This window comes from Microbacterium protaetiae (assembly GCF_004135285.1).
Taxonomy (GTDB): Bacteria; Actinomycetota; Actinomycetes; order Actinomycetales; family Microbacteriaceae; genus Microbacterium; species Microbacterium protaetiae.
Map to the genome: position 1 here is coordinate 1,359,371 of NZ_CP035494.1, position 24,379 is coordinate 1,383,749.

23 protein-coding genes are annotated in these 24,379 nt (G+C 67.7%); 6 read left to right on the forward strand and 17 right to left on the reverse strand.

The window, feature by feature from the left end; all coding sequences use genetic code 11:
• Window positions 1-86 precede the first annotated feature (86 nt).
• Window positions 87-1,016 (reverse strand): transketolase family protein, encoded by a 930-nt coding sequence (locus ET475_RS06350; protein WP_129387408.1) that lies wholly within the window; start codon window positions 1,014-1,016, stop codon window positions 87-89.
• The gene (locus ET475_RS06355) at window positions 1,013-1,912 is read right to left on the reverse strand and encodes a transketolase (protein ID WP_129387411.1); all 900 of its coding nucleotides are present in this window, start codon (window positions 1,910-1,912) and stop codon (window positions 1,013-1,015) included. Before ET475_RS06355 ends, ET475_RS06350 begins: the two co-directional genes overlap by 4 nt.
• A gap of 113 nt (window positions 1,913-2,025) precedes the next feature.
• On the opposite strand from ET475_RS06355, the gene ET475_RS06360 reads away from it, so the two are divergent.
• Window positions 2,026-2,817: an IclR family transcriptional regulator gene (locus ET475_RS06360; RefSeq protein WP_129387414.1), complete on the forward strand. Its 792-nt coding sequence runs from the start codon at window positions 2,026-2,028 to the stop codon at window positions 2,815-2,817.
• Window positions 2,810-3,580, forward strand: a complete 771-nt coding sequence (locus tag ET475_RS06365) for an IclR family transcriptional regulator (protein ID WP_129387417.1) — start codon at window positions 2,810-2,812, stop codon at window positions 3,578-3,580. Before ET475_RS06360 ends, ET475_RS06365 begins: the two co-directional genes overlap by 8 nt.
• Window positions 3,581-3,592: 12 nt before the next feature.
• On the opposite strand, the gene iolD is transcribed toward ET475_RS06365, so the two are convergent.
• The 7 genes from iolD to ET475_RS06400 all read right to left on the reverse strand — a co-directional run bounded on the left by iolD (window position 3,593) and on the right by ET475_RS06400 (window position 11,721).
• On the reverse strand, window positions 3,593-5,485 hold the full coding sequence (iolD, locus tag ET475_RS06370; RefSeq protein WP_129387420.1) for a 3D-(3,5/4)-trihydroxycyclohexane-1,2-dione acylhydrolase (decyclizing): 1,893 nt from the start codon (window positions 5,483-5,485) through the stop codon (window positions 3,593-3,595).
• A 75-nt stretch (window positions 5,486-5,560) separates the two neighbouring features.
• A complete protein-coding gene (locus ET475_RS06375) occupies window positions 5,561-6,442 on the reverse strand; it encodes a sugar phosphate isomerase/epimerase family protein (RefSeq protein WP_129387423.1) in 882 nt (293 codons plus the stop codon).
• Window positions 6,439-7,446: an inositol 2-dehydrogenase gene (gene iolG, locus ET475_RS06380; RefSeq protein WP_129387426.1), complete on the reverse strand. Its 1,008-nt coding sequence runs from the start codon at window positions 7,444-7,446 to the stop codon at window positions 6,439-6,441. Before iolG ends, ET475_RS06375 begins: the two co-directional genes overlap by 4 nt.
• Before the next feature lie 31 nt (window positions 7,447-7,477).
• Window positions 7,478-8,500: a Gfo/Idh/MocA family oxidoreductase gene (locus tag ET475_RS06385; RefSeq protein WP_129387429.1), complete on the reverse strand. Its 1,023-nt coding sequence runs from the start codon at window positions 8,498-8,500 to the stop codon at window positions 7,478-7,480.
• Window positions 8,497-9,399 carry a sugar phosphate isomerase/epimerase family protein gene (locus ET475_RS06390; protein WP_207205428.1) on the reverse strand — a complete coding sequence of 301 codons (903 nt, stop codon included), beginning with the start codon at window positions 9,397-9,399 and terminating at the stop codon, window positions 8,497-8,499. The genes ET475_RS06385 and ET475_RS06390 overlap by 4 nt, the downstream gene beginning before the upstream one ends.
• A 1-nt stretch (window position 9,400) precedes the next feature.
• Window positions 9,401-10,597, reverse strand: a complete 1,197-nt coding sequence (locus tag ET475_RS06395; protein ID WP_129387436.1) for a Gfo/Idh/MocA family protein — start codon at window positions 10,595-10,597, stop codon at window positions 9,401-9,403.
• A gap of 95 nt (window positions 10,598-10,692) precedes the next feature.
• On the reverse strand, window positions 10,693-11,721 hold the full coding sequence (locus ET475_RS06400) for a LacI family DNA-binding transcriptional regulator (RefSeq protein WP_129387439.1): 1,029 nt from the start codon (window positions 11,719-11,721) through the stop codon (window positions 10,693-10,695).
• A 306-nt stretch (window positions 11,722-12,027) separates the two neighbouring features.
• On the opposite strand from ET475_RS06400, the gene ET475_RS06405 reads away from it, so the two are divergent.
• On the forward strand, window positions 12,028-13,512 hold the full coding sequence (locus ET475_RS06405) for a sugar porter family MFS transporter (protein WP_129387442.1): 1,485 nt from the start codon (window positions 12,028-12,030) through the stop codon (window positions 13,510-13,512).
• Between the two features lie 139 nt (window positions 13,513-13,651).
• On the opposite strand, the gene ET475_RS06410 is transcribed toward ET475_RS06405, so the two are convergent.
• Together ET475_RS06410 and ET475_RS06415 are read right to left on the reverse strand one after the other, a co-directional pair.
• Window positions 13,652-14,617: a CE1 family esterase gene (locus ET475_RS06410; protein ID WP_129387446.1), complete on the reverse strand. Its 966-nt coding sequence runs from the start codon at window positions 14,615-14,617 to the stop codon at window positions 13,652-13,654.
• Window positions 14,614-14,967 (reverse strand): DoxX family protein, encoded by a 354-nt coding sequence (locus ET475_RS06415; protein WP_165310790.1) that lies wholly within the window; start codon window positions 14,965-14,967, stop codon window positions 14,614-14,616. Before ET475_RS06415 ends, ET475_RS06410 begins: the two co-directional genes overlap by 4 nt.
• A gap of 73 nt (window positions 14,968-15,040) precedes the next feature.
• On the opposite strand from ET475_RS06415, the gene ET475_RS06420 reads away from it, so the two are divergent.
• Complete coding sequence (locus ET475_RS06420; protein ID WP_165310792.1) at window positions 15,041-15,619, forward strand: TetR/AcrR family transcriptional regulator; 579 nt, start codon at window positions 15,041-15,043, stop codon at window positions 15,617-15,619.
• Between the two features lie 113 nt (window positions 15,620-15,732).
• On the opposite strand, the gene dnaB is transcribed toward ET475_RS06420, so the two are convergent.
• Window positions 15,733-18,333, reverse strand: coding sequence for a replicative DNA helicase (gene dnaB, locus ET475_RS06425; RefSeq protein ID WP_129387456.1), 2,601 nt, complete (start codon window positions 18,331-18,333; stop codon window positions 15,733-15,735).
• Window positions 18,334-19,023: 690 nt separating this feature from the next.
• Here dnaB and ET475_RS06430 point away from each other — a divergent pair.
• Window positions 19,024-20,457 carry a MinD/ParA family ATP-binding protein gene (locus ET475_RS06430; RefSeq protein ID WP_129387459.1) on the forward strand — a complete coding sequence of 478 codons (1,434 nt, stop codon included), beginning with the start codon at window positions 19,024-19,026 and terminating at the stop codon, window positions 20,455-20,457.
• Window positions 20,458-21,588: 1,131 nt separating this feature from the next.
• Here the strand turns inward: ET475_RS06430 and rplI are convergent.
• The 5 genes from rplI to ET475_RS06455 form a co-directional block, all read right to left on the reverse strand.
• Complete coding sequence (rplI, locus tag ET475_RS06435; protein WP_129387462.1) at window positions 21,589-22,041, reverse strand: 50S ribosomal protein L9; 453 nt, start codon at window positions 22,039-22,041, stop codon at window positions 21,589-21,591.
• A gap of 10 nt (window positions 22,042-22,051) precedes the next feature.
• A complete protein-coding gene (gene rpsR / locus ET475_RS06440) occupies window positions 22,052-22,306 on the reverse strand; it encodes a 30S ribosomal protein S18 (RefSeq protein WP_129387465.1) in 255 nt (84 codons plus the stop codon).
• 99 nt (window positions 22,307-22,405) lie between these two features.
• Entirely contained in the window at window positions 22,406-22,909 is a 504-nt protein-coding gene (locus ET475_RS06445) for a single-stranded DNA-binding protein (protein ID WP_129387468.1), read from the reverse strand.
• A gap of 5 nt (window positions 22,910-22,914) precedes the next feature.
• Complete coding sequence (gene rpsF / locus ET475_RS06450) at window positions 22,915-23,286, reverse strand: 30S ribosomal protein S6 (protein ID WP_129387471.1); 372 nt, start codon at window positions 23,284-23,286, stop codon at window positions 22,915-22,917.
• 157 nt (window positions 23,287-23,443) lie between these two features.
• Complete coding sequence (locus ET475_RS06455) at window positions 23,444-23,608, reverse strand: hypothetical protein (protein ID WP_422879935.1); 165 nt, start codon at window positions 23,606-23,608, stop codon at window positions 23,444-23,446.
• 49 nt (window positions 23,609-23,657) lie between these two features.
• Between ET475_RS06455 and ET475_RS06460 the strand changes: the two genes are divergently transcribed.
• Complete coding sequence (locus ET475_RS06460; RefSeq protein WP_129387474.1) at window positions 23,658-24,371, forward strand: hypothetical protein; 714 nt, start codon at window positions 23,658-23,660, stop codon at window positions 24,369-24,371.
• Window positions 24,372-24,379 lie beyond the last annotated feature (8 nt).

The following is a 24,379-nucleotide window of genomic DNA, read 5'->3' on the forward strand; positions in this document are numbered from 1 at the left end:
ATTTTCCTGTCTCGTAGGGCCCTGTCGGCAGGGCAATGGTCTCGGGATGTCGCATGTGCGGGGATCTCGGATGTACTCGGCGACGCCTAAGCCTGGAGACCGGCAGCGACACTCGCCGCGACCCGTGCGGGGGAAAGGCCGTATTTGTCGAGAAGGAAGTCGTTCGGTGCAGACTCCGACCAGCCGTCGGCCAGCCCGATGCGTGTCTGACGTGCCCCCGCGCCCTGAGCGCTGAGAACGCCGGACACGACGTCACCCAGCCCTCCGATGACCGAGTGCTCCTCGACCGTGAACACGCGCGACATGCCGTCGAGGTGCTGCCAGAGGGCGTGCTCGTCGAGCGGCTTGAGGGTGGGCACGTGGATGTGCCGCACAGACACACCGTCATCGGCGAGCGCCTGCACCGCCTCGACGGTACGCGAGGTCTGCACCCCCGTCGATACCACGACGGCATCCGTTCCCTCGCGCAGCGAGATCGGCTTGCCGTGCTCGTACACGTAGTCCGCGCCGAAGACATCGGCCACGGCGTCGCGCGCGAGGCGCAGATAGAGCGGGCCGTCGTACTCCGCCGCCCACCGGATCATCGCCTCTGCCTCCACGGCATCGGCGGGAGCGAGGATCGTCATGTTCGGCATCGCCCGCATGATCGAGAAGTCCTCGATGTCTTGATGGGTCTTGCCCGCAGATCCGTTGAGCAGGCCGGTGTAGGCCGCCGCGAGACGCACCGGCGCCTTCGTCTGCGAGACCAGCATGCGGACCTGGTCGAGCGCCCGGTTGGTCAGGAAGACCCCGAACGAAGACAGCCACGGGCGGTAACCGAGCGTGGACATGCCGAACGCCATGCCGACCATGTTCTGCTCGGCGATGCCGGCCTCGACGAATCTCTCGGGATGGGCCTTTGCGAAGGTCACCGCCATGGTCGAGGTGGCCAGATCGCCGTCGACGATCACGATCCGCTTGTCGGTCTCGCCGAGTTCGGTGAGGGTGTCCCCCCACACGGCGCGCTGCGATTTCATGCCACGACCTCCTTGGTGCCGAGCAGTTCGCGGTGTGCGATGTCGAGCTGCTCGGGTGTGGGCACTCCGTTGTGCCAATTGAACGTGCCCTCGGTGAACGAGACCCCGCGCCCCTTCGCAGTGCGGGCGATGATGACCGATGGCCTGCCAGAGACCCCGCGCGCCGCTTCGGCATCGGCGTATGCCCGCAGGATCTCATCGAAATCGTGTCCGTCGATCGTCACAGCATTCCAGCCGAACCCGGTGAACACGGCCTCCAGATCGACGTGACCCATCGGCTCGGATCGGTCGAAGCGGTCGGTCGGTGTGGCCGGCCATCCGTATTGCTGCAGGCCGTTGAGGTCGATGATCGCGGTGAGGTTGTCAAGCCCGAACCGCGGAGCGCAGATCACTGTCTCCCAGATCATTCCTTCCTCGATCTCGCCATCGCCGAGAATGACCCACGTGTGGAAGTCCTTGCCCTGCTTCTTTGCCGCGAGCGCGATTCCCGCACCGGCGGACAGGCCCTGGCCGAGTGAGCCCGTGGACACGTCCACGCCCGGCGTGAGTTTCATGTCGGGATGACCCTGCAGCCGAGAGTCGCCGTGATCGAAGGTGGCGAGCTCCCCCACCGGAAAGTACCCGCGCATGGCAAGCACCGAATAGTAGCCGATCGCCGAATGCCCCTTGGACAGGATGAATCGGTCACGCTCGGGATCCTGTGGGTGCGCCGGATCCACATGCATCTGCCGGAAGAACAGGGCGACCATCAAGTCCATCGCCGACATCGGACCACCGATGTGCCCGGCCTTGCTGGCGGCAACGGTGTTCAGTACATGCCAGCGCCCTTCGGATGCAATGGCGGCGAGGTCGGCGGGGGTGCGCGCTTCGCGTGTCACGGTGTCTCCTTCGATCATCGAGGTGTCACTAATCTATCGTGAAATGAACGGAATGTCTATTGCACGGGAACTGATCGGATTTGGCCGCCGAGGCGGCGAGGCTGTTTCCGTGCAAGTGAGAGAATGGCGCGATGACGAGCGCGGCTGACGAGGGAATCGGCGGGGTCGAGATCCTGAGCAAAGCAGGCGCCGTCATCGATGCCCTCGCCGAACGCGGCGCACTGTCGGTCAACGCGCTCGCCGAGGCGGTCGACGAGCCGATGAGTTCGACGTATCGACTGCTGCAGAGCCTGGTGGCCCTGCGCCTGGTCGAACCTGCGCCATTGCGCGGGATGTACCGGCTGGGCCTGTCGCTGCTGGAGGTCGGAAGTGCGCTGGAGGACTCGCTCGATGTGCGCACTGTAGCGATGCCGATCATGCGTGACCTGCGAGCGGCGCTGGATGTCGCGATCCTGGTCTGCTATCGCCGGGACCTTCGCGCCGTCTGCGTCGAGCGCCTCGAAGGCCACAACGTCCGGCTCGTGTCCATGCAGGTCGGTGATTCGCTGCCCCTGCATGTCGGGGCGGCACCGCGCGCGCTGCTGGCCTGGCTTCCGCCTGGGGAACAGCACGCAGTGCTCGACGAGCTCACCAGCGCAGACTCGCTGCTGGGCTTCGCGGTTCCCCCGCTCTCGGCCCTGCGTCGGGAGATAGCCGACATTCGCCGCCGGGGCTACTCGCGATCGGACGAAGACGTCACACTCGGGGTGGCGGCCCTCGGCAGCCCGATCTTCAACCACCGCGGTGAACTCGTCGCGGCGCTCTCGATCAGCGGACTGCGCGACCAGATCATCGGGCGCGAGAGCGAGGTCTCGGCCGCGCTGCGCCGAGCAGCTCACTCCATCAGCGCGGCTCTCGGTTTCGAGGAGCCGACGAATGACTGAACGCAAGCCGATCAAGGTCCTGGCCAATTCGATGGCGATCATCGACGGACTGGCAGAACGAGGCGATCTCTCCCCCGCAGACCTCGCTCATCTCACCGGGCTTCCCCGGCCCTCGGTCTATCGCCTCATCGACGGGCTCCGGGTGATCGGTCTCGTTCGATCGACCGATGTCTCTGTCGCCTCTCTCAGCGTGAAGTGGCTGCACCTGGCCGATGCCGCCCGCGCGTCAATGAGTGAGTGGGCCGGTGCGCGAACCGAGCTCGATCGCCTGTCCGCCGAGACCGAGCAGACCGTGTTCCTCGCGGTTCCGCGCGGAGACGAAGTCGTCTGCATCGATCAATCGCTGGGCCGCGGGGTCGGCATGCTGATCCTTTCTCCGGGCCGCTCGCTGCCGCTGTACGCGGGCGGTGTCGGGCGTCTGGCGCTCGCCCACCTGGCCGATCTCGATCGCTACCTCTCCAGCGGTCCGCCACGCCGGCGGATCACACCGCACACGCTGACAGATGCGGCGGAGTTGCGAGAGGATGCCGAGCGAACGCGGTCGCAGGGCTACACGCTGTCTCTCGACGACGTCACGGTGGGCATTGGCGCGGTGGCCGTTCCGGTGCTCGCACCCGACGGGTCGCTCCTGGGCTGCCTGTCGGTGGCCGGCCGCACCGCAGAGATATCGGCTCAGGCAGAGTCGTTCGTCGCTGCGGCTCGCGAGGTCGCCTCCCAGCTCGCGACGACAGCTGCTCGCGTGCTGTCCGGCGCACGAGGCTGAGAACACCCCCGCTCACACGGCGGGCGTCAAGTAGAGCTTCTCCTGTACCTTGTTCGTCTCGTAGATCTCGCGAGCGGCAAGCGTCGACTCGAGAGTGGCGACCTCGGCGACCGGAACATCCCACCACGCACCCGAGCCGCCGAATCGCCCCTGCGCGTCCACCCGCACGTACACGACGGCGGTGCCGTCGTGCGACCGGGCCTGCTTCAGCGCGTTGCGGAACGTCTCGGCCGTGTCGGCGCTGAACACGGCGGCGCCGAAGCTGGCGGCGTTCGCGGCGAAGTCGACCTCGAGGCGGGCACCATCGTGGCGTCCGCTCGCGCCGCGCTCCGTGAAGCGGCAGCCGAAAGCCTGTGCACCCGACTGCTCCGAGAGGGCTCCGATCGATCCGTAACCGAAGTTGTCGACGATGATGATCGTCATCTTCAGGTGCTCCTGCACGGCGGTCAGGATGTCCTGCGCCATCATCAGGTAGGTGCCGTCGCCGATGAGCACGTGCACGCGCCGAGTCGGATCCGCGATCTGTGCACCGACGCCACCCGAGATCTCGTAGCCCATGCACGAATTGCCGTATTCGATGTCGTAGCCCTTGGGGCTTCCCGCACGCCACAGCCTGTGCAGGTCGCCCGGCATGGATCCGGCCGCGTTGACGATGACGTCCTGCGGGTCGCACTGCGCGTTGACCAGGCCGATCATCTCTGCCTGCGACAGTGTGTCGCTGCTCTCGTCGATCGCGACGAGCCGGTCGACCTCGGCGAGCCAGTCCGCAGCGGCCCGCTCATATTGCGCGACGACATCGGCCTCGAGCGAGAAACCGCCGAGCACGGCTGCGAGCTCGTCGAGCGTCTCGCGCGCATCGCCGAGCAGGGCGATACCCGACTCCTTGTAGGCGTCGACCTCGGCGACGTTGATGTTCACGAACTTCACGTCGGGGTTCTTGAACAGCGTGTTCGAGGCTGTCGTGAAGTCGGTGTACCGAGTGCCGACGCCGATCACGACATCCGCGTCGTTCGCGATGGCGTTGGCGAACTTCGACCCCGATGCGCCGATGCCGCCCAGTGCGAGGCGGTGATCGAACGGGATGCTCGCCTTGCCCGCCTGGGTCACACCGACAGGGATGCCGGTGGACTCTGCGAAGCGGGCGAGGGCATCGCTCGCCTCAGAGTAGATGACGCCGCCGCCCGAGATGATGACCGCCTTCTTGGCGCCCTTGATGATGTCGGCGGCCCGCGCGATCGCCGCGCGATCCGCGCGATTGCGCGCGACGTGCCAGGTACGGGGCGCGAAAAGCGCCTCGGGAAAGTCGAATGCCTCTGCTTGCACGTCCTGCGGAAGCGCAATCGTGACCGCGCCCGTGTCGGCGGGACTGGTCAGCACACGCATGGCCTCCAGCAGCGCGGAAGCCAGCTGCTCGGGGCGCGAGACCCGGTCGAAATAGCGCGACACCGCACGGAACGAGTCGTTCGCGGTGATGTCCATCGCGTACGGGTGCTCCTGCTGCTGCAGCACGGCGCCCGTCGAGCGGGTCGCGAATGCGTCGGAGGGAAAGAGCAGGACCGGGATGTGGTTCACGGTCGCGGTCGCGGCACCGGTGACCATGTTCGTGGCGCCCGGTCCGATCGAGGTCGACACCATGAGCGCGCCGAGCCGGTTCTTCAGCTTGGCGTAGCCCGTCGCGCTGTGGACCATGCCCTGCTCGTTGCGGCCCTGGTAATACGGGAATGCGTCCTGGTACTGCAGCATCGCCTGGCCGAGGCCGGCAAGGTTGCCGTGTCCGAAGATGCCGAACCCGCCGCCGAAGAACTTGTCAGTGACGCCGTCGCGCTCGACGGACTGTGCCATGAGAAATTCGATGACGGCCTGACCGACGGTCAACCGGCGGGTGGACGGGGAATTGAGCGCCATTGCAAGCTTCCTTCGTGTGTCGTTGTGGTTCACGGCGATCGTAGCCGATTCTTACTTGTTGGACAAGACGTCCGGTCAGTGGGTGCGACTGGCGGCCTCGAGGCATTCGACTGTGGTGTTGAACGCGATCCGGAGTGCGTCATCGAGAGGGAGAGCACGGTGCTCTTCGGAGAGCATCTCGACGCCCCACGGACCGCGCCACCCGAGGGCGGAGGACATCGTCCGGATGAATCCGACGACATCGTGATCCCCACGGCCGGGATAGCGGCGGTTGTCGCGGGTGTCCTCGAACAACGTCCGGCCTGGGGCCGGCTCCGCTGTCGCATCGCTGAGCTCGACGCCGAAGACCATTGAGGGGTCGAGTGCATCCGCGAGTTCGTCGAGGGTCGTACCGGCGCGATGCACGTGCCAGTAGTCGACCACGAGGCCGGCTGCCTCATGATCGACGGCTCGCACGAGCTGCGCCCCCTGCGGCATCGATGCGATCAGCGCGAACGGCAGTGGCTCGATCCCCACCCGGGTGCCGGCCGCCGCGGCTTCCTCGGCGAGTCGTCGCAGGGGTGCGACGAACGGGGTGATCGAGCGGGCCTTTTCGCCGAAGCTCGTGCCGATCTTGATGAAGGGACTGCCGAACTCCTGCGCCGCATCCAGCAGCAGCTCCCAGCGTGGACGCCATCTGACCTCGTCGGGGTCGCGCCACCAGTCGGTGGCGAGTTCGACCTCGAGGTGGCTCACTCCCCGGGCGTGCGCATATTCGCGCAGCGCCGCGAACCCGCCGTTGTCGCGGATCGCGACGAGGTCGTCGTAGACGATGCCCATGCCGATGTATCCCGCTGCCGCGACCGCATCCACCCGCTCCAGGATCGACAGCGGACTCGCTTCCGACGGCGCCGCCGGCATCGCCGCGCCGGCGCTGGTCCAGCACGTCGCGACCACGCCCTGAGCGGCGAGGCTCATGACAGGTCCACGGCGACAGCTGCGCCCGTCCGCGATGACAGCTCGGCCGCGTCGGCCAGCACGAGCGCCGCCCGCCCATCCTCGAAGCCGGGGCTGCGCGACGGCTCGCCCTGCACCGCCTTCACGAACTCGACGAGCTCGGAGCGGTACGCCTCGGCGTAGCGCTCCAGGAAGAAGTTCTGGTACGGAGCCAGCGACTCGACGGCATCCGCGCCCCAGTGCCGCACCGCGGTGTCGGTCTGATTGCCGACCTGCAGCAGGCCCTCGGATCCGAATGCCTCGATCCGCTGGTCGTATCCGTAGGCGGCGTGCCGGGAGTTCGTGATCGAGATGAGCTCGTCGTTCGCACCGCGCAGCACCACCATCACCGAGTCGTAGTCGCCGAGCCCAGGCACGATCTCGCTGAACACGGCCGCTCCGCGCGCGGTCACCTCGACGATGTCGGGAAGGAAGAACCGCGCGATGTCGAAGTCGTGGATGGTCATGTCCCGGAAGATGCCCCCCGACGTCGCCAGGTATGCCGCCGGCGACTCTGCAGGGTCACGACTGGTGATGGTCAGCTGCTCGAGGCGACCGATCTCTCCCGCAGCGACACGCTGTTGAAGGTCGGTGAAGTGACGGTCGAAGCGCCGGTTGAACCCGAGCACGATCGGGACGGATGCCCCGGCTGCCTTCTCTCGCAGGGCGTCCACGCGAGCGATATCGAGATCGATCGGCTTCTCGCACAGGGCCGGGATCCCGGCGTCGATCGCCGCCGAGATCAGATCCACGTGCGTCGCGGTCGGCGACGCGATGATGACTGCGTCCACGTCACCCGCGGCGAGCACGTCGGCGGGATCGGCCGTCACTCGTCCGCCGAACTGCGCCGCGGTGCGCTCGGCGCTCTCGATGAACGGGTCGCACACCCACTGCAAGGTGGTGTTCTTGAGTGCGTCGATGCTCAGGGCGTGCACCTGTCCGATGCGACCTGTTCCGATGAGCCCGATACGAACCTGCTGCGTCATTGCGTCTTCCTTCTGTGTCTGCCGTGCGTGTTCAACCCAGGGCCACCGGGTGCCCGGCACGGAACGATTCGGCCGCGGCTGCGGCGATGCGGGTGGCGGCCAACCCCGCACTGGGCGGCGTGAGGCTTACTGCCTCGCCCCGCACCATCCGCACAAAGTGATCCATCTCCGCCCGGAAGGCGGGCGCGAAGCGATCCTCGAAGTCGTCGAACACGCGCACCGGTGCCGGGATGTCCGGCTCGGTGGAGGTGAGCGGGGCGTGCGGGCCGATGCCGACGGCGAAAGCGCCGCGAGATCCGACGATCTCGAGGCGGCAGTCCTGACCGGCCTCGCTGCGGCGTAGTCCCGCCACAGTACCCACGGCACCCGAGGCGAATCGAAGCAGCACGATGCAGGTGTCGGCATCCTGATACTGCGCGTAGGTCGGCTCATCGAGCACGGATCCGATCGTCGAGACCTCGACGACGTCGTCGCCGGTCACCCACCCGATGACGTCGAAGTCATGCACGAGCAGGTCGATCCACATGCCGCGGGAGTCGGGGATGTACTCGAGCCGCAGCGGGTGCCGGTCGTAGTTGTGGGCCGTCACCGTGCGAAGGGGGCCGACCTGCCCGTCCTGCACGCGCTGCCGCAGACCCTGGTATCCGGGATCGTACCGGCGCTGGAAGGCGACCATGATCGCAGTCCCGGTCGCCTCGAGCTCGTCCGACAACCTCTGCAACTCATCCGCATCGAGAGCCAGAGGCTTCTCGATCAGCAGCGGCGTCCCTGACGCGGCCACCACGCGCGCAAGGTCGGCGTGCGTGGCCGTCGCAGTGGCGACGATGACGCCGTCAAGCGAGGGGAGGACTTCCGTGAGGGGTGCCGTCGTGCTCGACAGCGGTGCGAACTCGCGGCCCGTCTCGTCCAACATCGACTGCACACCGGCTCGGGCGATCTCGAGCCGGCGTGCGTCGCGGCCGATGAGCACGACTTCGGTCACGCCCGCTGCCAGAGCGGCGTTCCGCGCGTGCATGAGGCCGATCCGCCCCAGGCCGTAGACACCGATCCTCACGCGCTGATTCCCTCGACCTCAAGCTCGGTGAGTGCACCGCGCAGCCATTCGACGCTCGCACGCGCGTCTTCGATCGGGCCGGTGCCGGGCGCGGGCTCCTCGTGCAGCACCTTGTCCTGCTCCAGCACGAACCACCCGTTGAAGCCGGCGGCGAGCATGCTCTGCACGATCGCCCGGATGTCCACGTCGCCCTGTCCGAGAGGCGTGTACAGCTCGTCTGCCACGATCGACTCGAAGTACGAGAGCTCGCCGCGTTTGACCCGTTCCATCGTCTTCACCGAGACATCCTTCAGGTGACTGTACGCAACGCGTTCGGCATATTGCCGCGCGAAGTCGACCGGATCCGTACCGCCGATCATCATGTGCCCAGTGTCGAAGCAGATCTGCATCGATGAGTCGTCGATGACGTGCATGATGTCGTCACGGGTCTCGATCATGGTGCCCACGTGCGGATGCAGCGTGGCCAGCACGCCCTGCTCTGCGGCGCGCTGCGAGATGCGGTCGAGGTTGCGCATGAACAGCCGCCAGCCGTCGGCATCGAGTTCTGGGCGCAGCTGGTCATACCCGCGGATCCCCGTCACCGTCGAGACCACCAGCACCTCGGCGCCGGCGGCGGCGTAGTTGGCGAGTTCCTGCTCGATACGCGGAAGCGGGTCGACGCCGGGGTCGTGGACGACCACGGGCACGAAGCTGCCGATGCCCTTCATGCCATACTCGGCGAGCCGTGCGGCCTTGTCGGCCGGTGCCGGTGGCAGAAATCCCTGCGCGCCGAGCTCGGTCGCACTGAATCCGAGCTCGCGCATCTCGGCGAGCACCCGCTCGGGCGAGAGCTGGAACCCCCAGTCGGGCACTTCGCTGACTCCCCATGAGATCGGGGCGGTGGCAATGCGTGCGGCCACGTCAGGCCTCCTTTCGGGTGTTCGCCGTGGTGCCGGGAACGAGCGGCAGGTCGACCCACTGACCGGATTCGGCGGATTTCTCCGCGGCATCCAGCACTCGTGCCGACGCGACGGCGTCGTGGATGTTGGAAGACGACTGCTCGCCGCCGGCGACGCCGACGAGGAACCTGGCAGCTTCGATCACCTTGAGGTCATCGAAGCCCATGCCGGTGCCGGCGCTGGGCTGAAAGCGCGAGAAGCCGGGGAAGTAGTCGTCGGCGACCGCGCGGATGTACCCACGGTTGGCGCCCGTGCGCGTCAACGCGATCTCGAGCTCGTTCATGCGCTCGAAATCCCAGCGGACCGATCCCTCGGTGCCGAAGATCTCGAAGCCGTACTCGGAGCGGGGGCCGACGGCGATGCGGGATGCCTCGAGGCTTCCGATCGCGCCGGCACCGACGGCGCTCTCGCCCAGACGCACCAGCAGGGTGGCGTAGTCCTCATTCTCGACGGGCAGGAGCTTGCCCTCATCGGGACTGCCCGGCAGCGCGGGCCGTTCCGAGAGGTAGAGCCCGGTCGCCGCCGTGATCGAGCTGATCGGGCCGACCACATAGTGGATCAGGTCGACCAGGTGACCCATCAGGTCGCCGAGTACGCCGCTGCCCGAGGTCTTCCGAAGAAAGCGCCACGTCAGCGGGTCGTCCGGATTCGAAGAGAAGCCGCCGAAGAATCGCCCGCGAATATTCGTGATGCGGCCGAGCGAGCCGTCCGAGACGAGCTGCCGAGCGCGTTCGACGGCGGGCGCCCAGCGGTAGTTGAACCCGATGCAGGTCACGACTCCGGCAGCGTCGGCCGCAGCCTCGACCTCTTCGGTCTCTGCCCCACCGCGCCCGACCGGCTTTTCGATCCAGAACGGCTTGCCCGCCTCTGCCGCGGCAACGCCGATCTCCTTGTGCAGGTAGTTCGGCGCGCAGATCGACACGACATCGACCTCGGGGTTCGCGATCACTTCGCGGTAGTCGGCGACGGCAGACTCGTAACCGAGGACGTCGACGGCGAAACCCCGTCCGGCCGGGGCGACGTCGGCCGCCTGGACCAACCGCGGAGCGATGCCCAGCTCGGGGTAGACGATGGGCAGGGAACGGTAGGCACGAGTGTGCGCCTTGCCCATCCACCCCACGCTGATCAGGCCGACGCCGATCGTCTTGGCTTCTGTCATGCCACGGCTCCTTCGCTTCGAGGCTCACACACACGGTCTCTGGACCGGTCCAATACTTTGGACCGGTCCAGAGTAAGCCTTTCCATCGGCGGGCGTCAATCCCCCGGCGCGAAGAAATCCGACGAGGAGCGGATCGCTATCTGCGGCTCGATCAGATGCGTGTCGACGATCCCGTCGTCATCGGCAGTCAACAGCAGCGCCCCGCGTCGCCCGATCTCCCGGTTGCCCGGGTCGACGGACGTCAACGCGATGAGTCCGAGTTCGGCGAGATACGTGTTGTCGTAGCCGGTCACGGCCACCCGTCCGACGAGGCCTCGATCGCGCACCGCCGCCAGCGCGCCGATCGCGGCGAGGTCGCTGGCCGCGACGAGCGCCGAGGGCGGGTGGGGGGCTTCGAGCAGCTCCATCGCCGCCCGGTATCCGGATCTCTCCGTGAAATCGCTCAGTCCGATCCTTTCGGGAGCAAGCTTGTGAGCGGCAAGGGCAGACTCGAAGGCGGTGGCTCTCACCTCAGCCGTCGGTCCGCCGATACCGCCGATGTGTGCGATCCGGCGATGATGCTGCGCAACCAGGTGCCCGACGGCGAGCCCGACTCCGGCCGCATCGTCACCGTGCACCGACGGGGCATCTTCGAGTTGGGCGGGGATGGCGCTGGCCACGACGATGCGTGCGGCCGGCATAGCTTGGCGGATGAGATGCATCTCGGGGACCGAACCGACGATCAGCAGGCTCGCCGGTCGCAGATCCGCGATCATCGAAAGCAGCTCGACGTCGAGTCGGGCCGAGCCGCGTTCGGCGGTGATGGCGCTGAAGACGACTCCGAGGCGTCCCGTCTCGAAAAGCGTGGCGCGCGCGGCGTCGACGATCTCGGTCAGCACCGGGTTGCGGGAGTCGGCGACGAGGATGCCGACGATGTCGTCGCGCATGCCGTTCAACGAGCGTGCAACGTGATTCGGCCGGTACCCGAGTTCGGCAGCGGCCCGGCGCACGCGTTCACGCCGCTCTGGACTGACCGAATCCGGCGAGCTGTACACAAGCGAGACGAGCGACTTCGACACTTCGGCACGCGCCGCGACATCCCGGATCGTCGCGCGGGATCGTGCGGATTTCGCTTCGGTGGCCACGGCTCAATCTTGCCGCGTCGCGGGCGATCGATCGTACGATTCCTGCAACAGACGCAACGCCCTCGCCACACCTCGAGCCTCGTATTGCCCTCTGATCGGCAGTTCGCTCGACGCAGAAGAGCTCGGCGAGCATCCGGCATCCAGACCCGGCAATGCCACCCTCTGCCAGTGACGCACGTCTTACGTAACGGACCTGTAGAGACTTTCATGAGAATTTTGCTTGCCTCTTCGTTTCACCTGTCCTACCATAAGGCGGACAGCATGTCCGGCATGCGGATGGTGAATCAGAGGACGAAGGAGTCGAAGATGTCACACGGAGCGAGCGCGGCAGAGGAAGCCCTGCCACAGCTGGAGAAGATCGGACCACACAGGAAGCGGCTTGGGCTCATCTCGGTCGTCGCCTGTCTGGGAGGACTGCTCTTCGGCTACGACACCGGCGTCGCCAACGGCGCTGAAGGGCCCATGGCCCAAGACCTGGGCCTCAACCTCTTGCAGCTCGGCCTGGTGATCGCCTCACTCGGTTTCGCCGCGGCCATCGGCGCGCTTCTGGCCGGCAGTCTGGCCGATGCAATCGGCCGACGGCGCGCCATCCTCGTGCTCGCCGTTCTGTTCTTCGGCGGCGTGATGCTCGTCATCTTCTCCCCCGGCGGCGGAGGGGTGTTCGATCCCGTCGGATTCGCGATGCTGCTGTCTGGACGTATCGTGCTGGGGCTGGCGGTCGGCGGCGCGTCCAGCGTTGTGCCGATCTACCTCGCCGAACTCGCCCCCTACGAGATCCGGGGATCGATCACCGGCCGCAATGAGCTGGCCATCGTCTCAGGCCAGCTCGCAGCGTTCGTGGTGAACGCGCTCATCGCGGTGACGGTCGGCGAGACGGGGGGCGTCTGGCGCCTCATGTTCGCGGTGTGCGCCATCCCTGCGCTGTGCCTGTTCTTCGGCATGCTCCGGATGCCGGAGTCACCGCGTTGGCTCGTCGAGAAGGGACGCACCGAGCGAGCGCTCGCGGTGCTGGAGACCGTGCGCTCGAAGAGCCGGGCCAAGGCCGAGTTCGAACAGATCGCGATCATCGCGGAAGAAGAGAGCGGGGCCAAGATCGGACTCGGTGCGCTTCTGACCAACAAGTGGCTCCTCCGGATCGTCGCCGTCGGGGCGGGGCTGGCCATGATCCAGCAGCTCACCGGCATCAACACGATCATGTACTTCGGGTCCCGCGTACTCGAGCAAGCAGGGATGACGCCGCAACAGGCCGTGCTCGCCAACATCTCGTTCGGCGTGGTCGCCGTCATCGGCGGCATCATCGCGCTGCGCAACATGGATCGCATCGACCGGCGCAAGACGTTCATCATCGGCCTGTCGCTCACCACGACGTGTCACGTACTCGTCCTGATCGCCACCGCCGTCTTCCCCGAGGGACACCCTGCCCGGATGTGGGCCGTCCTCATCCTGGTGGTCGCATTCGTGCTCTCCATGCAGACCTTCCTGAACATCGCGGTCTGGGTATGGCTCGCCGAGATCTTCCCGCTGCACATGCGCGGACTCGGGTTCGGCATCTCGGCGTTCTTCGGCTGGGGCATGAACGGCCTGCTCGCCTTCGTCATGCCGACGCTGCTGGAATGGTCGCTCGGGGGGACGTTCGGACTTCTCGCCGTGGTGGGCGTGTTGGGCATCCTGTTCATCTACCGGTTCGTACCCGAGACGCGCGGGCGCACCCTCGAAGCGCTCGAGGAGGACGTCACCACAGGAACGATCAACATCATCACCGCCTCACAGCGGGTGCACTCGCGGCGCTGAGGCCGCAGCAACGGCGAGAGGAGCGGGCGCCAGGGGGGCGGCCCGCTCCTCTCGTCATTGGCAGGAAGACGGTCTGACCGGCCGAGGCGTTGTGCCCGGTGGCTGACGCGAGAGGGCGAACTGGCCTGTCTCGCAGCAATCAGAGTCCGGAGGAGACGCGCAGCACATCCCAGATGGTCGTCGCGGTGTCGAGGTCGTAGGTGCTGCGCCCCAGGATCCGTGGGAACCGCCGGGAGCGACCGGGAATGACGTGCCCGCCCCCTCGGACCGTGTACTGATCGACCCCCGCGGCACCCTCTTGCCGGTGGCTGTGGACGGTGACGGTGGTGCCCTTCGACCGCGCGCGGTGCGGCAGCTCCCGGAACGTCGGCGCGGCGGTGATCCCGTTCAGCTGCCGGAACACGCCCACCGTGTCCGCCGCGGACAGCACCCGCCCTCGCGGCGACAGACCCAGCAGCTTCACCTCGCCGCCGGTGAACGGCGAGGTACGGTCGGCGGTGCCGGCGACGGTCAGGAACGGCACCGGCCGGGTGAACGGCCCATAACCGCGATTGGACGGTTCGGGCAGGTTCGCGCCGATCACCGCGACACCCGCCAGCAGGGCCGGGGAATCGGCGAGCAGCCGGAAGGTGAGCTGTCCGCCGTTGGAATAGCCCACCGCGAACACCCGTCGCGGATGGATGCCGTGCTCGGCCGCGATCCGGTCCACAAGCGTGGTGAGGAACGTGACATCGTCGATCTCCTCGCGCCGTGCCGGTGTCCGCGACGCCAATCGGCCGTCATTCCAGCCGCGGCGGTACCCGTCCGGGTAGGCGACCACCGCACCGTCCCGGGCAGCGAGCTCGTCGAACTCGAAGCCCGTGGCGCGCCGCACCGACTCTCCGGTCTGCCCTGAGCCATGCAGCACGATCAGCAGCGGCGCCCCCGTACCCAGCCGCTCGGGGATGAACAGCCCGTAGGTCCGTTCGCGGCCGTCGACGACGATCCGCTCGCGCCGCAGCGGGCCGATTCCTGCCGGTGCGGTGGCTCGCGGAACCCCCAGGAGGAAGATCACCACGGCAACGATCGCGATGACCGCGGCGGCAACGGCACCCCCGACGATCATGCCGACAGCGGCCGCACGGCCAGCACGGCGACCGTGGGAATCGTCAGCACCAGGGCAGGAAGCATCCGCGGCAGGGTGTCGCGCACCCGCAGGTGAGATCCGATCGCACCCACGAGCAGCAGCAGCAGGCCCGCCGCGGCCGCCATCCCGAGCACAGGCCACCAGATTCCGGCGATCAGCCCCGCGGCGCCGAGCATCTCGGGGACACCGATCAGCCGGTACGCGGGCACCGGTATGCGCAGATGATCTGCCTCCGCGACCAGCGGCTCACCGACCCGCAGCTTCCGGTACCCGCTGAACAGGAACATCGCGGCCAGCAGCCCACTCAGCACGTCAGAAACGACGATCATGATTCTCCTCACGGCCCCGGTCAGATGGACGACCGAACAGGTTGGACCGCGGCCGATCATACTCCAGAACCGGATGACCTATCCATTCGGATGCCTGATCCGCTACGATGAGAGTGTGAACGCGTTACGGAAAGATGCCGCCCGCAACCGCGACCTGGTGCTGCAGGCCGCCCACGCGATCCGGCGGGGCGGGCAAACGCTGCAGCTGAACGCCGTCGCCCGTGTCGCCGGGGTCGGTGTCGGCACCGTGTATCGGCATTTCGCCACCGTCGAGCAGCTCACCGAAGCTCTGGTGCTCGGCCGCTTCGATGATCTGACGGATCGTGCTCGCCAGGTGCAAGACGCCGCGGGCCTGCGCAGCTTCCTCGAGCACGCCCTGGACATCCTCGTCTCCGACGACGACTTCGCCACCACCGCCACGACCCCACGTCCTGCGCTGCCGGCCACAGAGGAAGCCCGCCAGCGGCTCCTGGACACCCTCACCGCCGCCATCGCCCGGTCCCGCCCCACGCGCGGCCTGGACGATGGCCTCACGCCGGCCGACATCCTGATCCTGCTGTGCGGGCTGGCGTACGCGATCCGCCGCAGCAACGCCGACCAGGCCCGGCGCCGCCAATACCTGGACGCCTTCCTGCGGGGAACCCTCACTTGAGGCGGTCGAGGGTCCTGCTCAGCGGACCACGCTGGTGAGCGAAGGTGAGGACCGGCTCGCCTCGCGCTCGTTATCTGTGCATGGAACCCGCCGTCTACTCGCGGAACCTACACCTACGCGAAGTCCCCCGCCGGGGCCATGTCGGTGAAGCGCGAGAAGTGGCCTTGGAACGCGATTTCGAGGGTCGCGGTCGGGCCGTTCCGGTGCTTGGCCACGATCAGATCGGCCTCGCCCGGGCGGGTGTCTTTGTCGTAGACCGAGTCGCGGTGAAGCAGGATGACCATGTCGGCATCCTGCTCGATCGAGCCCGACTCGCGCAGGTCTGACACCTGCGGCTTCTTGTCTTGCCGCTGCTCCGACCCACGGTTCAACTGCGACAGCGCCACCACAGGCACCTGCAACTCCTTGGCAAGCAGCTTCAGCGCGCGCGAGAACTCGCTGACCTCTTGCTGACGCGACTCGACGCGCTTGCCCGACGACATCAGCTGCAGATAGTCGATGACGACCATCTTCAATCCCACGCGCTGCTTGAGCCGCCGGCACTTCGCCCGAATCTCGACCAGCGTCATGTTGGGGCTGTCGTCGATGTACAGCGGAGCATCGTTGATGCGCCCCCGGGTGGCGGCCACCGTCGTCCAGTCGCGCGAATCGAGCGTCCCCTTGCGCAGGTTCTGCAGCGGGATGGCGCCCTCGGCCGCCAGCAGACGCATGGCGATCTCGCTGCGACCCATCTCGAGCGAGAAGAAGATCGCGGGCAGGTTGTGCTTGATCGAGGCGGCGCGTGCGAAATCGAGAGCCAGCGTCGAGTTGTGGGTCGGGATCATCGACTCACCCGCGAGGTACAGGTGATCGTCCTTGTCGACCTGCACGCAGCGCACCGGAACACTTTCGACCGGACGGATCGCCTTGACGTACCGGGTGCCTGTGCGCAACGTGTTCGCCGGGCGCTCCTGCTCGTGCAGCGCGCGCTTCCGCTCCATCCAGAAGACGTCATCAGACGTCGAGAAGTTCAGGATGTAACAGGTGGACGATGCTTCGGAACGACCTGCGACGCGCTTCGTCGAACGTCCACACCGGTAGCCGAGGCTCACGATCAGCTCATAGACCGAGTCGGCCAGCTTCCTGCTCGTCACAGCGAACTGGCAGGACCCGACTCCCCGCACGACCGTCCCGTCAGTATCGAGCAGGCCCGCCAGCAACTCACGGCGCTGTGCCTCGGAGGCCCGCAGATACGCCGCGGGAACGTGCTTGTCGCCGAGCACACCGGCCTTGCGCAGGAGGGCGGTGAACGAACCGTGATCGCGGTAGCAGTCGATGCATCGTTGCGCCTCGCCCGAGTAGGGCCTGCCACAGTCAGGGCACGCCAGGCGCTCGGGATGCATCCCCTTGTTCTTCGGTCCGCAGGTGCGTCCGCAGGTGCGCACGTTGGGGTGGCGGGCCACGAAGGATGTACCACACACCTCACAAGTGCGCACGAGCTTCGCGCGCTCGAGCAGCCGCACCGAGTACAGCATCCCGCCGCGCGACTCGACCCGCAGACCGCCACGAGCGACCAGCGACGGGATCTCGTCGGTTTCACTCGTTATGCGGGCACCGTCGCTGTGGCCGTCACCCAGCCAGGCGCCGAGGGCGTACGGCGCGACCGGCAGGTCAGCCTCAGGCGCCTGCAGCGGCCGCGCGTTGCGTACCGAATGGTTTGCGCGACCGTCGGAGCCGACGGTGAGCGTCGCGAGCATCTGCTCGGTTGTGACAACTGAGCAGTCGATCCGGCCGCTGCGTCGCGCGGCACGGGTCTCGGTGACCCACTGATGCTGGGCATCGGCGATGATCGTCGAACCGTCCGAGAACTCGACCTCGTAGCACGGGCGGTCGAGCATGACGTCGGTCGCGGCGACGACCCGCGTCGGCCGTCCGTCCGATCCGTACAGCTCGTCGCCGACCTCGACCTTGCCCATGGTCGTCCAGCCGCTGGGCGTGGGCAGCGGCGTGTCGAGAGCGAGCGCCTTGCCCATCGCGGGGCGGGCAGCCACGACGACCATCTGGCCGCCGTGCAGGCCGTTGGTCAGCTCGTCGAGCTCACGGAAGCCGGTGGGCACTCCCGTCATCTGCCCGTCGCGACCACGCGCCGCCTCGATCTCGTCGACCGCGGCATCCACTGCCACCGTCAAGGGCACATAGTCTTCGGATGCCTCGGCCCCGGTGACCCCATAGATCTCGGCTTGTGCCGTGTTGACGAGATCGAGCGCCTCGCCCTGGCCCGAGTACCCCATCTGGGCGATTCTGGTTCCCGCCTCGACGAGGCGACGCAGCAGCGCGCGCTCGGAGACGATCGACGCGTAGTAGCCCGCGTTGGCCGCGGTCGGCACGATCGAGGTCAGCGTGTGCAGATAATCGGCGCCGCCGGCGCGCTGCAGGTCGCCGGTCTTGATCAGCTCGTCGGTGACGGTGATGACATCGGTCGGCTCGCCGTGCGAATACAGCGTGAGGATCGCCTCGAAGATGACCTCGTGCTTGGGGATGTAGAAGTCGGTTCCGCGCAGGCTCTCGATGACGTCGGCCACGGCGTCTTTCGACAGCAGCATGCCGCCCAGCGCGCTCTGCTCGGCGAGGGTGTCGTGCGGGGGGGTGCGCTCCGGCTCGCGTGGTCCGCCCAGTCGCTCATCGGAGATGTCCGCAATCGTCACGACGTCAGTCCTCCTCCACGTTTCGGGCACACCGGATGACCGGTGGGGAAGTCGTCGATGGATGCCGCGACCACCCTGCGATCACAGCACACCACGAGCCACCGACATCGCTGTCTGCGGCGCCGAACCCTCCCCCGAGCGGGTCAGACACCCACGCTAGAGAGGGGCGCGACAAGGTGCAAGCGCGCCTGTGGATAACCATGTGGAGAGTTTGCGGAGAACGCCGCGACGCCTGTGTACAGAGCCTGTGGAGAACACCTGTGTAATTCGCCAATCTTGAGTTTTTTAGTGCTTTTGACCAGGACTTCTCCATTTCACACACTGTGGATGGATCTGTCTTTGAAGTCCCGGTTGAAGGTTGACGGCGTGTCGCGAGTTATGCACAGTTCGGCGTTGTTCGCAAGTCCTGAGAAGCACCGCGGCGACGTCTGGCGGATACCCGCCACGTGTCGCGCCTGAGGCCGGCCACAGGGTTTCAGCATCCGCGTTGACTACAATTCCACGGGGCTCATTCGAGCCCACCGCCGTCGGCGATCGGAACTTTCCGTCACCGACGCGGAAGGGGGTGCACGATGAGCGGGATGCCGCTGTGCGGGCGTCGGGGAACGCATGCGCACGTCGTGCCGAGACCGCTCATCGCATCGCTGGGGCCGTTGCGCTGGCGCGGGACCACCCTCCCACCGACGTCCGGGCCTTATCCGGTCCACTGAGGAGCAGCGCATGCCGAACCTCGGTCCGATCGCCGCCACCATTCAAGCCGACGGCTCGGCGACCCTCGAGCTCGACGGGCGCACCGAGACCATCGCCACGACCCGCAGTGAAGACGCCCGGCGCGAGATCGTCCACCGGGCCGCGCAGCGCGCGGCAAGCCTGGGCTCGCCCGTTCCCGTCACTGTCACCGAGCCCGACGGCTCGGCTCGTCTCATGGTGGCCGCCGACGGCGCCGTCACCGACGCCGAAGAGGTGGATGCGGCCACGCGCACGCCCGCGAGCGAGCCCAGTGCGGTAGCACCCAGCAACGACGCGGGCGCGGCGGCCGCGTCGAGCGAGACGGGCACAGCGGCTCCCACGAACGAGCCGATACCGCCCGCCACCGTGGCCGAGGTCTTCTCACAGGCGGGCGGTGGCGACCCTGCGGTCGCTCTCGCGCAGGGTGAGCCGAAGAACGCACAGGATGCCGCTGACGAGCCTGCGGCATCCCCGGAACCCGCCCCTCAGGCGACGCGCCCCGCGGCGGCGGAGCGTCCGTCGTTCCTCAAGCAGGAGCAGGTCGAGCAGCCGGCGACCACCGGCTGGCGCGGCGCTTTCGCACGGATGGGCGTGCGTGTCGCCCCCAGCGCCCGCGAGCGGGCTGAGCGCGCAGACCTGCACGCCGTGTCGCAGCACTGGGCGGGCCCGCGCACCATCGCGGTGGTCAACGGCAAGGGCGGGGCCGGCAAGACTCCCACCACCATCAACCTGGCGGCCGTTTTCGCGCGCAACGGCGGGGCTGGCGTGCTGGCCTGGGACAACAACCAGACCCGCGGCACCCTCGGATGGCGCACCGAACGCGGGCCGCACGAAGCCACCCTGCTCGATCTGCTGCCGCAGACCGCGCGCCTGCTCGGCACCGGTGCCCAGTCGGCCGATCTGGCGCGGTTCGTGCACCACCAGACCGCCGACAAGTTCGATGTGCTCCGCTCGAAGCCCGCCGTGCTGGCCAGCCAGCAGCGCATCACGGCCGCCGATGTCTCGAGCATTCACGCGGTGGCGGCCAAGTACTACCGGCTCATCGTGATCGATTCGGGCAACGACGAGACCGACCCGCTGTGGCTGCAGATGATCGACCACACCGATCAGCTCGTGATCGCGACGACCACCCGCGACGACCACGCCGAGGCCGGGGCGCTGCTTCTTGAGGCACTCGCCGAACGCGACGAACGCTCGGCCCGCCTGGCGCAGAACGCCGTCGCCGTGGTCACCCAGGCCGATCCCAAGGCGACGGATGCCGACATCCGGCACGTCGCGCACGGCTTCGGCGCGCTCGCGCGCGAGGTCGTCAGCATCCCGTTCGACCCCACCCTCGTCGACGGGATCATCACCTTCGACGCACTGCGCGCCGACACGCAGCGGGCGTGGCTGGCAGCGGCGGCCGCGATCGCCCGTGGGCTCTGACGCCGCGGCATCCAAGTGCCGTCCCACCTCGTCGCTTCACCCCGAGAAAGCGACACTTCGGGACGGGAGTCCGCGGCGCAACACGCAGATGCCGTCCGACACGGTCGCTTCAGACCAACGAAGCGACACTTCAGGACGGGACGACGTCCCTCCGACCCCGGTAGCCGCCGCGGCCGCGCTGCGGCATCCAAGTGCCGTCCCACCTCGTCGCTTCACCCCGACGAGGCGACACTTCGGGACGGGAGTGCGCGGCGCAACACCCCAATGCCGTCCGACACGGTCGCTTCACCCCGACGAAGCGACACTTCAGGACGGGACGACATCCTTCCCGCCCCCGTAGCCGCCGCGGCCGCGATCGCCCGCGGGCTCTGACGCCGCGGCATCCACGTGCCGTCCCACCTCGTCGCTTCACCCCGACGAAGCGACACTTCGGAACGGGAGTGCGCAGCGCAACACCCAGATGCCGTCCGACACGGTCGCTTCATCCAGCCGAAGCGACACTTCAGGACGGGACGACGTCCTTCCCGCCCCCGTAGCCGCCGCGGCCGCGATCGCCCGCGGGCTCTGACGCCGCAGCATCCAAGTGCCGTCCCACCTCGTCGCTTCATCCCGACGAAGCGACACTTCGGGACGGGGCGACACCGCGCAACACCCCAATGCCGTCCCACTCGGTCGCTTCACCCCGACGAAGCGACACTTCGGGACGGGAGTGCGCAGCGCAGCACGCAGATGCCGTCCGACACGGTCGCTTCACCCCGACGAAGCGACACTTCAGGACGGGACGACGTCCTTCCCGCCCCGGTAGCCGCCGCGGCCGCGCTGCGCCATCCAAGTGCCGTCCCACCTCGTCGCTTCACCCCGACGAAGCGACACTTCAGGACGGGACCACACCGCGCAGCACCCCAATGCCGTCCCACCTCGTCGCTTCACCCCGACGAAGCGACACTTCGGGACGGGAGTGCGCGGCGCAGCACGCAGATGCCGTCCGACACGGTCGCCTCACCCCGACGAAGCGACACTTCAGGACGGCGCCGCGACGCGGCCGGCGCCGCCCCACGCCCCGCGCCACCCCACCCACCCCACGCGAAAGGCCGCCGACCCGAAGGTCGACGGCCTCGCACACAGCGGTCGCTACTTGGCGGCGACCACCTGCAGCGTGATGACTGCGGTGAGGTCTTCGCGCAGACGAACCGTCGCCTCGTGCTCACCGACCGCCTTGATCGGCGAGGTGATGTGGATGCGACGCTTGTCGAGCTCGCCGACGCCGGCGGCCTTGACCGCATCGGCGATGTCGACGGTCTTCACCGAGCCGAACAGACGACCTTCGGCACCGGCCTTGACGGCCAGGCGCACCTTGGTCGACTCGAGGGCGTTCTTCAGCGCCACGGCCTCTTCGTGGTCGTGGATGGCGCGCGACTCGCGGGCGGCACGGATGGATGCCACCTGCTTCTCGCCGCCCCGCGACCACGTCACCGCGAAGCCCTGGGGAATGAGGTAGTTGCGGGCGTACCCGTTCTTGACCTCGACCACGTCACCGGCGCTACCGAGACCTGCGACCTCGTTCGTGAGAATCAACTTTGCCATCGGGTGCTCCTTAGCGGCCGGCGCCGGCGTAGGGCAGGAGCGCCATCTCGCGCGCGTTCTTGATCGCGCGGGCGATGAGGCGCTGCTCCTGCACGGAGACACCGGTGATACGACGGGCGCGGATCTTCCCGCGCTCCGAGATGAACTTGCGAAGAGTGGCGACGTCCTTGTAGTCAATGACGCCGACACGGATGTGCTTCGCGGGGGCAGCGTTCTTCGCGCCCTTCCGCGGCTTGCGGCGGTCGCCGCTCGACTTTCCAGCCATGTTGTTTCCTTAGATCAGGTGAGTTGTGCGAGGGATGCCTCGACCACCGGTGCTTCGCCTCACGCGCGCTCCGCGCGCGCTCGCTCAGCGACCTGGGGGTCAGAAGGGGGTGTCATCCCCATACGAACCGGGAGTGCTCCACGCATCAGCACCGCCGCTGGACGAACCGGGCGTGGACCACGGCTCCTCCGAGACCTGCTGCTGCTGACGCGGGGCTCCGCCGCCACCGCCGCCCGAGGATGCCGCGCGGGTGACCTGAGCGGTCGCATAGCGCAGCGAGGGGCCGATCTCGTCGACCTCCAGCTCGATAGAGGTGCGGTTGTTGCCCTCGCGGTCCTGGTACGACCGCTGCTTCAGACGCCCCGTGGCGATGACGCGCGAGCCCTTGGTGAGGGAACCGGCGACATGCTCGGCGAAGTCACGCCAGACGCTCGCGCGAAGGAACAGCGCTTCGCCGTCCTTCCACTCGTTCGCCTGGCGATCGAACGTGCGCGGCGTCGACGCGATCGTGAAGTTCGCGACGGGCAGGCCCGACTGCGTGTAGCGCAGCTCGGGGTCTGCCGTGAGGTTTCCCACGACGGTGATGATCGTCTCGCCGGCCATCGTGCTTACGCCTTCGCTCCGGCGGTGGCCGCCTTGCGGGCAGCCTTGGCGTCGCTGCGCACCTTCTCGGCGGCAACCAGGGCGATCGCCTCTTCGGCGCGCAGAACCTTGGTGCGCATGATGAACTCGTTCAGCTTGAGCTGACGGTCGAGCTCCTGCGTCGCCTCGCTGGTCGCGGTGAAGTTGACGACGGCGTAGATGCCCTCGGTCTTCTTCTGGATCTCGTACGCCAGGCGGCGCCGACCCCAGATGTCGATGTTCTCGATGGTTCCCTTGGCATCGGTGATGACCTTGAGGAACTTATCCAGGTGCGTCGAGACCTGGCGCTCATCGATCTCAGGGTTCAGAATGACCATGAGTTCGTACTGGTGCGTCACTAACCCACCTCCTTCGGACTAGAACGGCTCGCGGGTATTTCCCGTGAGCAGGAGGGTGTGTTTCGCGTCATCCAGGTGCGGCGCTGAGTGCGGCGCACGCCAGACAACCTTGACAGTCTATCGGATGTCGTCGCCGTCGTCGAACCGCAGCGACGGCTCATCGGCCACCGACAGCGACAGCGACAGCGACAGCGACAGCGACACCGACAGCGACAGAGTGCGCGGCTTCGGCCACCATCGACGCCGACGAGGTGATCACGGCGGCCACCGTCTTGGCGATCGCGACGAGGATGTTGGCCAGGAACGCGATGATCACCGTCACGCCGCCAGGCTACGCCTCGCCGCGAGGCCAGGCCCGGTACCTTTGTCGGATGGAATGGACGGCGGATGTCGCAGCCGGCGACTGGCTGCGCGCGCGCATCGACGACCCGTGGCGCGGCACCATGCACGATGTCGTGCCGCGCGGGTTCGCCGCCTATGCGCGGGTGTTCCATCCGGTGTTCCGCGAGCGCCCGGTCGGGCGCGAGTGGCCGGCCGGGGGTGAGGATGCCGCGGCCCGCGCAGCCTGGCAGGCGTTCAACGACGACGCCCCCGAGATCGACACCGAGCGCGTCACGTGGGCCGATACGGCTTCGGCGTTCGGCACGACGATGCACCCCCGGGCGCAGTGGGGCCGGCTCATCGGTCGCGATGAGCCGTATGGCAACGGCGGCGCTCCGCGCGACGCAGCCGGCTGGCGCTATGACGAGCCGAACCAAGGCCAGCTGGCACCCGACGATCTGGCCGCGCTGGCCCGCGTGCTGGCCGCACACACGACGACGCCGGATGCCGGGGGTATAGCGGTCTGGGAGGGCTGGGGCGACCTCGTCGGCGCGAAGAACTTCCCGCCCCCGGAGGGCTGTTCGGCGGCATGCCGCGCCGGTACGCCGAGTACGCGCCGGCCGACGAGCGCGACGAGGCCGTCAATGCCCGGCATCAATCGCTGGTGTATCGCTCACTCAAAGACGTGTTCAACAATCCCTTCCGCAAGCCGGTCTGGCGACCCGGCATCCTCTCCGACGAGATCTCGCGCGGCCCGCGGCTGAGCCTGCCG

What these genes read in the sequence shown, in the direction of transcription:
- ET475_RS06350 (WP_129387408.1), bottom strand. Translation starts at nt 1,016, where the DNA reads ATGAAATCGCAGCGCGCCGTGTGGGGGGACACCCTCACCGAACTCGGC.
- ET475_RS06355 (WP_129387411.1), bottom strand. Translation starts at nt 1,912, where the DNA reads ATGATCGAAGGAGACACCGTGACACGCGAAGCGCGCACCCCCGCCGAC.
- ET475_RS06360 (WP_129387414.1), top strand. Translation starts at nt 2,026, where the DNA reads ATGACGAGCGCGGCTGACGAGGGAATCGGCGGGGTCGAGATCCTGAGC.
- ET475_RS06365 (WP_129387417.1), top strand. Translation starts at nt 2,810, where the DNA reads ATGACTGAACGCAAGCCGATCAAGGTCCTGGCCAATTCGATGGCGATC.
- iolD (WP_129387420.1), bottom strand. Translation starts at nt 5,485, where the DNA reads ATGGCGCTCAATTCCCCGTCCACCCGCCGGTTGACCGTCGGTCAGGCC.
- ET475_RS06375 (WP_129387423.1), bottom strand. Translation starts at nt 6,442, where the DNA reads ATGAGCCTCGCCGCTCAGGGCGTGGTCGCGACGTGCTGGACCAGCGCC.
- iolG (WP_129387426.1), bottom strand. Translation starts at nt 7,446, where the DNA reads ATGACGCAGCAGGTTCGTATCGGGCTCATCGGAACAGGTCGCATCGGA.
- ET475_RS06395 (WP_129387436.1), bottom strand. Translation starts at nt 10,597, where the DNA reads ATGACAGAAGCCAAGACGATCGGCGTCGGCCTGATCAGCGTGGGGTGG.
- ET475_RS06405 (WP_129387442.1), top strand. Translation starts at nt 12,028, where the DNA reads ATGTCACACGGAGCGAGCGCGGCAGAGGAAGCCCTGCCACAGCTGGAG.
- ET475_RS06410 (WP_129387446.1), bottom strand. Translation starts at nt 14,617, where the DNA reads ATGATCGTCGGGGGTGCCGTTGCCGCCGCGGTCATCGCGATCGTTGCC.
- ET475_RS06415 (WP_165310790.1), bottom strand. Translation starts at nt 14,967, where the DNA reads ATGATCGTCGTTTCTGACGTGCTGAGTGGGCTGCTGGCCGCGATGTTC.
- ET475_RS06420 (WP_165310792.1), top strand. Translation starts at nt 15,041, where the DNA reads ATGACCTATCCATTCGGATGCCTGATCCGCTACGATGAGAGTGTGAAC.
- ET475_RS06430 (WP_129387459.1), top strand. Translation starts at nt 19,024, where the DNA reads ATGCCGAACCTCGGTCCGATCGCCGCCACCATTCAAGCCGACGGCTCG.
- rplI (WP_129387462.1), bottom strand. Translation starts at nt 22,041, where the DNA reads ATGGCAAAGTTGATTCTCACGAACGAGGTCGCAGGTCTCGGTAGCGCC.
- rpsR (WP_129387465.1), bottom strand. Translation starts at nt 22,306, where the DNA reads ATGGCTGGAAAGTCGAGCGGCGACCGCCGCAAGCCGCGGAAGGGCGCG.
- ET475_RS06445 (WP_129387468.1), bottom strand. Translation starts at nt 22,909, where the DNA reads ATGGCCGGCGAGACGATCATCACCGTCGTGGGAAACCTCACGGCAGAC.
- ET475_RS06460 (WP_129387474.1), top strand. Translation starts at nt 23,658, where the DNA reads ATGGAATGGACGGCGGATGTCGCAGCCGGCGACTGGCTGCGCGCGCGC.